Raw genomic sequence first — 11,402 nt, 5'->3', positions numbered from 1 at the left:
TAAAGTGACCGGCCGGTCGTACTTGTAATGGGTCAGGTGATAAATGCTTGCACGAATGGACATCGCGAGACCCCGGCTGGCTTCTGCGGAAATGTGCGGACATCACAGTTCCACAAAATGGCGGACCCGACCATGCCTTTCTCTGGGCATCGGGCGCCGGAACTGCACAAATTTTGGGTCCGTACCCTTGCCAGCGATTGGATCCCTCATGGAAAAGGACTTTATCCGTGTGCGGAAAACTTAAGGGAGGCTGCCGGATTTTGGCCGGTTTGCGTATCAGTGAAGTCCCTGCGGCGTTTGAAATGGCGCCCCGCATACGTTGCGTTAAGGCCTCACCTTTATCGGGTGGCAAACTGGATTGCCTGATATCCGAAGTTTCTGTCCGTATCTCGGGCATCCGGTGCTATTAGGTGTGTGTAAACACGTATTGCCTTCTGCGGAATGTATGCGTTGAGTCTAAGATGTCGGCGGCCGCGAGTCGCCCTGAAGGGACGTTTCAGTCGAGCAGGTGGGAATCCGGCGTAAAGGAAGACGATGGTCGTCAGAATACTCGCTCTGTGTTGTTTTTGCTTTATTGCCGGTGCCGTTCAGGCTGCCGATTTCTCGGTGACGTTCGTCAATCCCGGCGGCAAGACCGGTTTCTGGGGCGAAGTCGCCAAAACCATGGCGGCCGCGGCGGAAGACCTGAATGCCGATCTGGAAATTCTTTATGCGGACCGCCAGCCCTATGCCATGGAGGAGCTGCTCATCCACCGGCTCGAGCAGGGGGACCTGCCTGACTATTTCGTTCTGGTAAATGAAAACCAGGCCGCTGCCCGGCTGTTGCAGCTCATGGAAGGAACGTCCAGCAAGGTTCTCCTTCTGCTCAACAAGCTGACGTCCAAACAAAGGCGAACCCTCGAGTTGCGCCACATCAGCATGCAGAAGGTTATCGCATCGATCATTCCGGACAATGAAACCGCCGGCTACGAGATGGCACAGTCCCTGTTCGAGAACGTGCGGCAAACCCATCCGGAGGCAAGCGGGATCCGCCTGCTTGCCCTGACGGGGGACACCAGCACGCCTGCCGGTGTCCAGCGGGAGCTCGGCATGCTGCGGGCGGTTGCCGACAACCGGGATGTGACCCTGGTGCATGCCATCCCTGTTCAATGGAACGAGGAACTGGCCTATGACCGTGCCAGGTCCGTCCTGAACAGGACGCGGATCGATGCAGTTTGGGGGGCCAATGACTCGATCGCCTTCGGAGCCCTGAAAGCGGCGAAGGAGGACGGTCTCGCAGCAGGCAGGGACATTCAGTTCGTGGGGCTCAACTGGTCGAAACGCGGCATGGACGCCGTCCGCAGCCGCGAGCTGACGATGACCCATGGCGGACATTTCTTTGCCGGGGCCTGGGCGATGGTGATGTTGCGCGACCATTTTTTCAAGCGCGTGAAGGGCGAAGTCCATGTCGACGTCCTGTTCAAGATGTCGCCGATCACGCCGGAGAACGTCGATCTCTACCTGTCACGCCTCGGCGACGGCGACTGGCGGAAAATTGCCTTCGAGAAATTCTCCAAGGTTGAAACCGGAAGCAGCCACTATGATTTTTCCGCCGAAGCGATTTTGAACGCCGCCGGAAGCTGACTTTCCCGGGCCTCTTCAGCGGTCGCTTCCGGTCATCGCAACAGCCGGAATTCTCTCCTACCCAACTGCCTGCCTTGAAGGCTATAGATGGATTACAAGGGCCTGAAGAATGCCCAGCGGGAGAAAGTGATGACCGATACCAACGAACCGGGCGGAGCCTACAATCCGGAAACCGAAGGCGCGGAAATGGCCTTTTCGGACAAGATGTCCTACGGCGACTATCTGGGGCTGTCGCGGATACTGAACGCTCAGGCCCCCCTGTCCGATGCTCCCGACGAGCTGCTGTTCATCATCCAGCACCAGACCTCGGAACTCTGGATGAAGCTCATGCTGCACGAGCTGAACGCGGCACGCGAGGCGATCGCGGAGGATCACATGCCGCAGGCGATGAAACTGCTCGCACGGGTGAGCCGTATCATGGAGCAGCTCAATTCGGCCTGGGATGTCCTCAGAACCATGACGCCGAGCGACTACACCCAGTTCCGGGATGCCCTCGGCATGTCGTCCGGGTTCCAGTCGCTGCAATACCGGCTGATCGAATATGCTCTCGGCAACAGGAACGTGTCCATGCTCCGGCCGCATGAGCACGATCCGGAAAGCCTTGCCCTTCTCAAGGCGGAACTGGCGCGGCCGAGCCTTTACCAGGTGGTGCTGGCTTTTGCCCGCCGCCACGGTCTTGAGGTTCCAGACAGCGTGACTGCGGAACCCTCAGACGCGCCGCACCGGGAAGTTCCGGAAATCATGACCCTCTGGCAGACGGTCTATCGGGATCCGTCCGCCCATTGGGCGCTCTACGAGGTCGGCGAGAAGCTGGTCGATCTGGAGGACTATTTCCGCCGCTGGCGCTTCAATCATGTCACGACCGTCGAACGGGTCATCGGCTTCAAGCGCGGTACCGGCGGCACGGGCGGCGTTACCTATCTCAAGCGAATGCTCGAAGTCGAACTCTTTCCGGAGCTGTGGCACGTCAGGACGGCGCTTTGAGCCTGTCGATCCGGACGGCCTGCCGCCACTGACGCCTGTGGGACTCATGCCTCGCCTCTCCGGCCATTTGGATTGGCGGGAGGACGTGCAAGGCAGGACCGTTTTCAGGCCCCGGACCGCCCATCATATTCGATTTGCAGGATTTACATCGGCGAACGTGCCGATAGAGTGTCTTTCAAGCGGCCTCGCAAGAAGGCCGTTCAAGGATTTTGAAGAGGGGAATTTCCATGTTGAAACAACTTGCTGCTGCCGCAAGCCTGCTGGCGCTTCTGTCGGGCAATGCCCTGGCGGACCCGGTGAAGGTGGGCATGATCACCACCCTGTCCGGCGGCGGGGCCGGGCTCGGCATCGACGTGCGCGACGGCTTCATGCTGGCGGTCAAGCAGGCGGGCAACAATGATGTCGAGGTCATCATCGAGGACGACCAGCGCAAGCCGGATATCGCCGTCCAGCTCGCCGACAAGATGGTGCAGTCGGAAAAGGTCGATGTTCTGACCGGCATCATCTGGTCCAACCTGGCCATGGCCGTGGTGCCGTCGGTCACGGCACAGGGCAAGTTCTACCTGTCGCCGAACGCCGGTCCTTCCGCACTCGCCGGCAAGGGCTGCCACCCGGACTATTTCAACGTCGCCTGGCAGAACGACAACCTGCATGAGGCCGCCGGCGCCTATGCCAAGGAAGCGGGCTACAAGAAGAGCTTCATCCTTGCGCCGAACTATCCGGCCGGCAAGGACGCGCTCACCGGCTACAAGCGGTTCTATGGCGGTGATCTCGCCGGTGAGATCTACACCAAGCTCGGACAGACGGATTATGCGGCCGAACTTGCCCAGATCCGTGCCTCCGGCGCCGACAGCGTGTTCTTCTTCCTGCCTGGCGGCATGGGGATCTCCTTCCTGAAGCAGTACAAGGACAGTGGCGTCGACCTGCCGGTCGTCGGTCCGGCCTTCTCCTTTGACCAGGGCATCCTGCAGGCCGTCGGCGATGCCGCGCTCGGCGTGAAGAACACCAGCCAGTGGAACAAGGACATCGACAACCCGGTCAACAAGGCCTTTGTCGAAAGTTTCCAGGCCGAATACGGCCGCCTGCCGTCGCTCTACGCCTCGCAAGGCTTCGACACCGCCAACCTGCTGTTGTCCGCCATGGCGAAAGCCGACGTGAAGGACGCCGATGCCTTCCGGGCGGCGCTGAAAGAGGCCGATTTCAAGTCGGTGCGCGGCAACTTCAAGTTTGGCCCGAACCATCACCCGATCCAGGACATCTACGTCCGCGAGGTGATCAAGGAAGGCGACGTCTACACCAACAAGACCATCGGCACGGCGCTCTCCAGCCACGCCGATGCCTACTGGTCCGAATGCAGCATGTAAGGTAAGCACCACAAGTTGGCGCGATTTCTCGCGCCAACTTAATGGGTGGGGAACTCATGTCATTGATATTGCTCATAGAGCAGGTTCTGAACGGCCTGCAATTCGGCATCATGCTGTTTTTGATGGCCGCAGGCCTGACCCTGATCTTCGGCGTCATGGGGCTGATCAATCTTGCCCATGGCTCGCTCTACATGATCGGGGCTTTCTGCGCGGCAGCCGTTGCCGCGGCAACCGGGTCCTTCGTGCTGGGGCTTATCGCGGCGCTGGCCGGGGCCGCGATAGCAGGGGCTCTGGTGGAGCTGGTCGTCATCCGGCGGCTTTATGCCCGGGATCATCTCGACCAGGTGCTGGCGACCTTCGCGCTGATCCTGATCTTTTCGGAAGGCACGCGCTGGATCTTCGGGTCCTTCCCGCTGTTCCTGAATGTTCCGGAGTTCCTGTCCGGCCCCGTGACGCTTCCCGGAGGGATCGCATATCCGCTCTACCGGCTGACGCTGATCGCCGTCGGTCTGCTGGTGGCATTCGGGCTCTACCTTTTGATCTCCAGGACGCGGCTCGGCATCCAGATCCGCGCCGGTGAGAACGACCGTGAGATGATCGCAGCCCTCGGCATCGACATCGCCCGGCTCTACACCATCGTCTTTGCCCTCGGTGCGGCCCTTGCCGGACTGGCGGGCGCGCTGGTCGGCGCGATCCAGTCGGTTCAGGTCGGCATGGGCGAACCCGTCCTCATCATGGCCTTCGTCGTCATCGTCATCGGCGGTATCGGCTCCATCAAGGGCGCGCTGATCGGCGCGATCCTGGTGGGCCTCACCGATACGCTTGGCGGCATATTCCTCCCGGAACTCATGAAGCTCTTCCTCGATCCCGCAACCGCGACCTCCGTCGGTTCGTCGCTCGCCTCCATGGCGATCTATGTGCTGATGGCGGCGGTCCTGATCCTGCGGCCCTCCGGACTGTTCGGAGCGCGCGCATGATCCGGGAAAGCTACATCAACACCTTCACGCTCGCTCTCTTCGTGCTGATCCCGCTCTGGGCAGTGACGGCGGACGAGCCTTTCACCATCACGCTGATGACGCGTGCGGCGGTTTTCGCCATCGCCGCGATCGGTCTCAACATCGCGCTCGGCATCGGCGGGCTCGTCAGCCTCGGTCACGCCGTTTTCTTCGGGCTTGGCGGCTACGCGATGGGCATCCTTGCCTATCACGCCCAAACCTATACGGCGCTGACCGAATGGCCCTTCCTGATCGAGGGCACCAAGTCCATGCCCGTGATCTGGCTGGTGGCTGTCGTGGCTTCAGCGCTGGCGGCACTTGTCATCGGCGCCCTGTCGCTGCGTACGACCGGCGTCTATTTCATCATGATCACGCTGGCCTTCGGGCAGATGTTCTTCTTCTTTGCCATTTCCTGGGCGGAATATGGCGGTGAGGACGGCCTGTCGATCTATGTCCGTAACGGCTTTCCGGGGCTGAACACGCTGGACCCGATCCAGTTTTACGGCCTCTGCCTGGCCCTTCTCTGTCTGGTGCTGGTTTTCGCCTGGCGGCTGGCCAAGTCGCCCTTCGGGCTGGCGCTCAACGCCGCGCGTCAGGCTCCGGTGCGGGTGGAAACCGTCGGTCTCGACACGGTCCGGCTGCGCCTCGTCGCCTTCGTGCTCTCCGGCGCGATCACGGGGCTGGCCGGGGCGCTCTTTGCCGACCTCAACCGTTTCGTCAGCCCGACCATGTTCAGCTGGCAAACCAGCGGCGAGATCATGATCTTCATCATCCTCGGCGGTGTCGGGCGCCTGTTCGGCCCGGTCGTCGGCGCACTGGTCTTCGTCGCGCTGGAACACTGGCTCGGTGGCCTCAGCGAGTACTGGCACATCTACCTCGGCCTGCTCCTGCTGCTGATCGTCCTGTTCGGACGGGGCGGGCTGATCGGCATGATCTCCGGACGGGAGGCTGTCCATGACTGACACCGTTCTTGAAGTGAAGGATATCTGCAAGAGTTTCGGCGCGCTTCAGGCCAGCCGGAACATCTCCCTCGACCTGAGACCCGGCGAAATCCATGCCATCATCGGTCCGAACGGTGCCGGCAAGTCGACCCTGATCGGCCAGATCTGCGGCACGCTCCGGCCGGACGCGGGTAGCGTCACCCTGCGCGGAGAAGATGTCACCCATCTCCCCACCCGGGCGCGTGCCCGCAAGGGCCTCGGACGGACCTTCCAGATCTCCTCGCTCGCCATGGAAGACACGGTGTTGCAGAACGCCGTTCTCGGTGCGCTGGGGGCCAGCGGCCGGCCCTGGCGGTTCTGGTCGACCGCCTTGAGCGACAAGGCGCTGCGCGAGACCGCGGAGGAAGCCCTTACCCGGGTAGGCCTCCAGGATCATGCCCGCCACCGCACGGCCGAACTCAGCCACGGCCGCCGTCGTCAGCTGGAGGTTGCCGTTGCCCTGACGCTCAAACCCAAAGTGCTGGTGATGGATGAGCCGATGGCCGGTCTCGGGGCGGAAGGTTCAAAGCTGCTGACCGGATTTCTGGATCAGCTGCGCCACGAAGCGCCGATCCTCCTGGTTGAACATGACATGGATGCCGTCTTCTCGCTCGCCGACCGGATCAGCGTCCTTGTCTACGGCGAAGTGATCGCCACCGGCTCGGTCGACGAGATTCGGGCCAACCCGGTCGTACGCGAAGCCTATCTGGGGGACGAAGCATGAGCCTTCTGACACTTGCGAACGTCACCGCCTCCTATGGCGCGAGCCAGGCTCTCTTCGGCGTCGATCTTGAAATCGAGGAAGGCGAGGTTCTGGCGCTGCTCGGCCGCAACGGCATGGGCAAGTCGACCACCGTCAAGAGCATCTGCCGCATGCTGCCTGCGAGCGGCACGCTGACCTTCGACGGCAAGGACCTCAGCCGGCTGCCGAGCCACCGTGCGGCCCGGCTCGGCCTTGGTCTGGTGCCGGAAGGACGGCGCTGCTTCGCGGACCTGAGCGTACAGGAAAACCTGATTGCGGCGGCCCGCAAGGGCGCCTGGACATTCGAGCGCGTCATTGAGATGTTTCCGCGCCTCGGCGAGCGGCGCGGTCAGAGGGCGGGATCGCTGTCCGGCGGCGAGCAGCAGATGCTTGCCATCGGCCGGGCGCTGATGACCAATCCGAAGCTCCTGATCCTTGACGAGGCAACCGAAGGCCTGGCGCCGATCATCCGGCAGGAAATCTGGTCCGCGATCCGTCTTCTGAAGGCGGACGCCGGGCTTTCCATCCTGGTGATCGACAAGTCGCTGAAGGAACTGAAAGGCGTTTGCGACCGGGCGGTGATCCTGGAACGCGGCAAGACTGTCTGGACGGGCACCATCGACGCGCTCAGCGAAGACGTTGCGCACCGGTACATCGGGGTCTGAGCCATGTTCCGCTTTCCGCAATCCGTTCTTTTCAGGCACTGCGATCCGGCCGGCATCGTCTTCTACCCGCGCTACTTCGAGATGATGAACGACTGCGTCGAGGCCTTCTTCGCGTCGGTCGTGAAGTGGCCTTTCCAGGCAATACATGGGCAGGGGGCGGTTCCGACCGCTGAAATCCGGACGCGCTTTTCGGCTCCAAGCCGGCTCGGCGACGAACTGACCCTGGCCCTCAACGTGACCCGGATCGGACGCACCAGCTGCGGCCTCACCATCGAGGCAAATTGTGGCGGGGAGCCGAGATTTTCAACCGAGCTGACGCTCGTGAACGTGAATGCGGAGGGCAGGCCGGAGGTCTGGCCCGCCGATGCAAAAGAACAGATACGGCAATTTCAGGAGTACCAGGGATCATGACAGCGAAAACCATTCAACCGGAAGGCTGGGCTCCCGCGAAAGGTTATGCGAACGGCATGCTGACCAAGGGCGACACGCTGCACATCGGCGGCCAGATCGGGTGGAACAAGGACCAGGTGTTCGAAACGCAGGATTTCGTCGGCCAGATGGAACAGACGCTCGCCAACATCGCGGCCATCGTCAGGGAAGCGGGCGGCGACGTCACCGACATTGTCCGCCTGACCTGGTTCATCACCGACAAGCGTGAATACATGGCCCGGCAGAAGGAAGTCGGCCAGGCTTACCGCCGTGTCTTGGGCCGCCACTTTCCGGCGATGTCCGTGGTGGTGGTTGCCGGGCTCATCGAGGACGAGGCCCTGATCGAGATCGAAGCAACGGCGCAGATCGGCTGAAACGGAGCCCCTGCCGAATTTTCGCGAAGGGGAAATTGCCCGGCAGATCGTAATCCAGATCACGGAACGGCTGCGTTTGCGGGTATAGTATCGCTTCTGTTTCACCAGCATTTGGGCCAGGCCGTGCGGTCTGGCCGTTTCTGAGAGTGGACTGAGCGATGACCGGACCGAAATTCTGGGGCAAGAGAATTGACAGCATAGAGGATGCGATTTCCGCGCTGGAGGGCTGCCGCAAGCTGCCTGCCGAAAGCAGCCCTCAGGCCCGTGACAACGTCAATTCCGTCATATCCTTCCTTTCGCACTCGACCTTCCAGCGCAACGACGCGGCGGTCGAGATCGTCAATCAACTGACGGAATTGAGCGAAAGGCTTGCCAACAACCTGAAGGTCGCGCCGGAGCTGTTCCAGATGGCGCTTGTGCGCCTTCGTGAAAACAAGGCCCTGTTCAACCGCATGAATTCGGGTGGCTATGCGTCGTCAAATGGTTATCTGCCGCCGGCGGCCGGGTCGCGGGACATGCAGGCGCAGATCTCCTCGTCGCTGAAGCACATGATGTCGGGATCGCTTGCGGGCGCCGACGAAACGGATGCGCTGCCGGAGAATGTCGACCCCAAGGAGGCGGCAGACGCGGTCAACCAGGCGCGGCTGGCGGCAGGGTCGAAATACTCCGAGTCCGTTCTCGACACGTTCGGCGGTATCTGCGATTGCCTGAGGGTTTCGAATTTGCTGGTCGGAATCGTCAAGAACAAGTTCGGCGTCGAAGGAACCATTGATACGCCGATGAACGGCCACGAGGTCTTCATCTATCCCAAGGATGGCCGTTTGGCGGGCAAGAAGACCGTGATCATGGACGGAACGGCGGCGCAATACACCTATCTCATCGGGGAAACCGAACTGGGTGTCGACAGGAAGCTTCTGACACGGGAAGACCTCGGCGCGCTGGACAAGAACGTCAGGAGCGGCGTGTTCACGCTTGACGAGCACAACAGCTTCATCCGGCTGGTTCGGCGGCGCCTCGCTTCGTCCTGACCGGTGTGCCTGCCTGGCCCCTGTCAGCCGCGTACGTGGCGCCGGGCCTTGATCCGGCGGCGAGGGCATTAAAACCCGTCCCGGAGCCTTCAGACGGAGGCTGGCCGATTCTCTTCTCCTGACTGGAGGGATCCTTTCAGATCGTATGTGGAGCGTCCCGGGACAGCCGAAATTTGTGACTAAATTGCAACAGGTCACTTTTATGAGAGCAATGGAGCTCTCGTAAAGTCAATTTCAGGGATCTCTTAATTCCTTTGCCATTCATAATGTGCCACAAGGAGACAGTTGGCGGCGTAGGTGCGTGATGGGATGCCTGGGAGGCAAACTGCAAATAGTGCATCGGCAATCCCGGCCCGGTCGTCAGTTCGTTTGTTCAGGTGAGTGCTGCGTTTTCGTTCGCCCTTGCGTTGACCTGCAGACGAGGTCGAGTTTTGGGGGTAGTGTATGGGTATGCGATTAGTCGCAAGGCAAATCTTGGTCTGCATGTCGTTGCTGTTTTTGGCCAGCTGCCAATCCAGCGACATCAGCGAGTTGTCGACATTTGGCGACAGCTCCGCCTCCGTGAAGAACTTGCCGGACGTTTCCTACTACAGGGATGATGAATTGCTGGCCGAAGGTGTCGTCCAGTTCAAGGAAAAGAACTTCGGCAAGGCCTATGCCATCTTCAAACGGGCGGTGGAAGTCTACCCCAAGGATCCCAACGCCTGGCTGGGATATGCGGCCTCCGCCGACATGATCTCCCGCTTCGACAATGCGGACAAGGGGTACCGTCAGCTTGCCGGGATGATTCCGAACAGCCCGCAATACCTGAACAATCTCGGTTATTCCCATCTCCTGAGAGGGGACCTCGTGATTGCCCGCCGGTACTTCCTCAAGGCCTATGAAATCGATCCCGACAACGATATCACGGCCAACAACCTTGAACTGCTGAGGAACAGCGTCTCCTTTGCAAAACGCGGGTAGGGATCTCAAGGCGGATCGACTTCAGAAAGGGTGAAGTTGACCAGCGATAGCAATTCGTCCGAACAGGAAGCCGGGACGGCCCCTGAAAGCGCCGCGGCGAGCAAAAGCGTCCCGAAACAGACGCCTGCGGCGGACGGGAGCAGATTCCGCCTGCTGGTCGTTACCAACATCATTTCCATCGCCATGGCGATCGTGCTGTTTCTTGGACTGGTCTATTCCTGGACAGCCACCTCGGAGCTGCGCCGCATCCAGGCCGATCTGGGGGATCTTGAGGCATTTGAAACGCGCCTCAACGAAAAGATCAACCTCATGAACACCGGTTTCCAGAACCGTCTCGAACGCACGGACGACCGGATCGAAAGCCTCCGCTCCGAACTGATGACGCTGAATGCGACCCTGCAGGAGACCGGAGCCTATCTTGAAAACGAGATTCGCGACCTGAGGGCGGACACGCAGGCCCTGTCGGCAGCGGCAGGTGCCGGGTCTTCCCTCACGTTGCCGGGCGGGAGCCCCGCCGGTGTTCCGGCCGCGGGCAACAACTCCTTTGCTCAGCAACCCTCGGCCATGTTCCGGCGGGTGGTCACGCCGGATGGCAAGGTCCGCTACGAGAAACGGCGCTAGCCTTCCCCGAAGCGCTTTACTGTCTGAACGGTGCTTGTCCTGAAGTCCGGCTTAAAAAGCCGGGACGAACCTTGCGTACATCACCACGTACAGAGCAAGAACGATCACCACGCCGTAGGGCGTTTTCCGGGTGCTTGCGATCTCGTGGATGCGAAAGCCGATGCGTGTATGGGAGAACGCCTGCAGGAACGGCGATTTCAACACGACAAGAAACAGGATGGCGAAGACCAGCAATCCGATGGTGAACAGCATCATATGGTCCCAGCCCACGAACAGGCCGGTCGGAAACAGCAGCTTGGCGTCGCCCGCGCCGAACCACTTGAGGGCCCAGAAGACGAAGCCCATGGCAAACAGAAGGCCGCCGGCATAGAGATCGGTGGTGGGGTTGATGAAGCCCTTGGTCATGATGGCCGTGGTCGACATGCCCGCCATGGCCGTCACGGCATAAAGGCCGCACAGGATCAGCACGCTCTTGTTGCGGATCTTCCATTCCGTGAAGTCCTGATAGCCGACATAGCCAAAGAAGGCCGCTGCTACGGCGAGGCAGAGATAAAAGGCGGCAAACTCCAAGTCCGGCCCTCCAGGCGGGTAGTTTTAATTCGGGTGGTCGCTTTGCAGGAACCTGCAGCAGCTT

13 protein-coding genes are annotated in these 11,402 nt (G+C 60.9%); 12 read left to right on the top strand and 1 reads right to left on the bottom strand.

The features are described 5' to 3' along the window. Nucleotides 1-534 precede the first annotated feature (534 nt). From ACQY7U_RS01585 to ACQY7U_RS01530, 12 genes are all read left to right on the top strand, one after another. Nucleotides 535-1,623, top strand: a complete 1,089-nt coding sequence (locus ACQY7U_RS01585; protein ID WP_428641281.1) for an ABC transporter substrate-binding protein — start codon at nt 535-537, stop codon at nt 1,621-1,623. A gap of 129 nt (nt 1,624-1,752) precedes the next feature. Further along, a complete protein-coding gene (gene kynA, locus ACQY7U_RS01580) occupies nt 1,753-2,607 on the top strand; it encodes a tryptophan 2,3-dioxygenase (RefSeq protein ID WP_428641283.1) in 855 nt (284 codons plus the stop codon). A 227-nt stretch (nt 2,608-2,834) separates the two neighbouring features. Next, entirely contained in the window at nt 2,835-3,971 is a 1,137-nt protein-coding gene (locus tag ACQY7U_RS01575; protein WP_428641279.1) for an ABC transporter substrate-binding protein, read from the top strand. 56 nt (nt 3,972-4,027) lie between these two features. Then, nucleotides 4,028-4,948, top strand: a complete 921-nt coding sequence (locus ACQY7U_RS01570) for a branched-chain amino acid ABC transporter permease (RefSeq protein WP_428641277.1) — start codon at nt 4,028-4,030, stop codon at nt 4,946-4,948. Beyond that, nucleotides 4,945-5,928, top strand: a complete 984-nt coding sequence (locus ACQY7U_RS01565) for a branched-chain amino acid ABC transporter permease (RefSeq protein WP_428641275.1) — start codon at nt 4,945-4,947, stop codon at nt 5,926-5,928. Before ACQY7U_RS01570 ends, ACQY7U_RS01565 begins: the two co-directional genes overlap by 4 nt. Beyond that, nucleotides 5,921-6,670, top strand: coding sequence for an ABC transporter ATP-binding protein (locus ACQY7U_RS01560; protein ID WP_428641273.1), 750 nt, complete (start codon nt 5,921-5,923; stop codon nt 6,668-6,670). The genes ACQY7U_RS01565 and ACQY7U_RS01560 overlap by 8 nt, the downstream gene beginning before the upstream one ends. Then, nucleotides 6,667-7,353, top strand: a complete 687-nt coding sequence (locus ACQY7U_RS01555) for an ABC transporter ATP-binding protein (protein ID WP_428641271.1) — start codon at nt 6,667-6,669, stop codon at nt 7,351-7,353. The genes ACQY7U_RS01560 and ACQY7U_RS01555 overlap by 4 nt, the downstream gene beginning before the upstream one ends. A 3-nt stretch (nt 7,354-7,356) precedes the next feature. After that, nucleotides 7,357-7,764, top strand: a complete 408-nt coding sequence (locus ACQY7U_RS01550) for an acyl-CoA thioesterase (protein ID WP_428641270.1) — start codon at nt 7,357-7,359, stop codon at nt 7,762-7,764. Continuing rightward, on the top strand, nt 7,761-8,156 hold the full coding sequence (locus ACQY7U_RS01545; RefSeq protein WP_428641269.1) for a RidA family protein: 396 nt from the start codon (nt 7,761-7,763) through the stop codon (nt 8,154-8,156). Before ACQY7U_RS01550 ends, ACQY7U_RS01545 begins: the two co-directional genes overlap by 4 nt. A 158-nt stretch (nt 8,157-8,314) precedes the next feature. Continuing rightward, the gene (locus ACQY7U_RS01540; protein WP_428641267.1) at nt 8,315-9,184 is read left to right on the top strand and encodes a hypothetical protein; all 870 of its coding nucleotides are present in this window, start codon (nt 8,315-8,317) and stop codon (nt 9,182-9,184) included. A gap of 483 nt (nt 9,185-9,667) precedes the next feature. Then, on the top strand, nt 9,668-10,147 hold the full coding sequence (locus tag ACQY7U_RS01535; protein WP_428641266.1) for a tetratricopeptide repeat protein: 480 nt from the start codon (nt 9,668-9,670) through the stop codon (nt 10,145-10,147). A 36-nt stretch (nt 10,148-10,183) separates the two neighbouring features. Continuing rightward, nucleotides 10,184-10,768 (top strand): hypothetical protein, encoded by a 585-nt coding sequence (locus tag ACQY7U_RS01530; RefSeq protein WP_428641265.1) that lies wholly within the window; start codon nt 10,184-10,186, stop codon nt 10,766-10,768. 51 nt (nt 10,769-10,819) lie between these two features. Here ACQY7U_RS01530 and ACQY7U_RS01525 read toward each other — a convergent pair whose 3' ends face one another. Then, nucleotides 10,820-11,338 carry a prepilin peptidase gene (locus ACQY7U_RS01525; RefSeq protein WP_428641263.1) on the bottom strand — a complete coding sequence of 173 codons (519 nt, stop codon included), beginning with the start codon at nt 11,336-11,338 and terminating at the stop codon, nt 10,820-10,822. Between the last annotated feature and the right edge of the window lie 64 nt (nt 11,339-11,402).

The organism is Roseibium sp. (genome assembly GCF_050301095.1).
In the GTDB taxonomy this organism is placed as follows: Bacteria; Pseudomonadota; Alphaproteobacteria; order Rhizobiales; family Stappiaceae; genus Roseibium.
The sequence above is the reverse complement of the archived record's forward strand: the minus strand, read 5'-3'. Positions and strand labels throughout refer to the sequence as shown.

What these genes read in the sequence shown, in the direction of transcription:
- ACQY7U_RS01585 (WP_428641281.1), top strand. Translation starts at nt 535, where the DNA reads ATGGTCGTCAGAATACTCGCTCTGTGTTGTTTTTGCTTTATTGCCGGT.
- kynA (WP_428641283.1), top strand. Translation starts at nt 1,753, where the DNA reads ATGACCGATACCAACGAACCGGGCGGAGCCTACAATCCGGAAACCGAA.
- ACQY7U_RS01575 (WP_428641279.1), top strand. Translation starts at nt 2,835, where the DNA reads ATGTTGAAACAACTTGCTGCTGCCGCAAGCCTGCTGGCGCTTCTGTCG.
- ACQY7U_RS01570 (WP_428641277.1), top strand. Translation starts at nt 4,028, where the DNA reads ATGTCATTGATATTGCTCATAGAGCAGGTTCTGAACGGCCTGCAATTC.
- ACQY7U_RS01565 (WP_428641275.1), top strand. Translation starts at nt 4,945, where the DNA reads ATGATCCGGGAAAGCTACATCAACACCTTCACGCTCGCTCTCTTCGTG.
- ACQY7U_RS01560 (WP_428641273.1), top strand. Translation starts at nt 5,921, where the DNA reads ATGACTGACACCGTTCTTGAAGTGAAGGATATCTGCAAGAGTTTCGGC.
- ACQY7U_RS01555 (WP_428641271.1), top strand. Translation starts at nt 6,667, where the DNA reads ATGAGCCTTCTGACACTTGCGAACGTCACCGCCTCCTATGGCGCGAGC.
- ACQY7U_RS01550 (WP_428641270.1), top strand. Translation starts at nt 7,357, where the DNA reads ATGTTCCGCTTTCCGCAATCCGTTCTTTTCAGGCACTGCGATCCGGCC.
- ACQY7U_RS01545 (WP_428641269.1), top strand. Translation starts at nt 7,761, where the DNA reads ATGACAGCGAAAACCATTCAACCGGAAGGCTGGGCTCCCGCGAAAGGT.
- ACQY7U_RS01540 (WP_428641267.1), top strand. Translation starts at nt 8,315, where the DNA reads ATGACCGGACCGAAATTCTGGGGCAAGAGAATTGACAGCATAGAGGAT.
- ACQY7U_RS01535 (WP_428641266.1), top strand. Translation starts at nt 9,668, where the DNA reads ATGTCGTTGCTGTTTTTGGCCAGCTGCCAATCCAGCGACATCAGCGAG.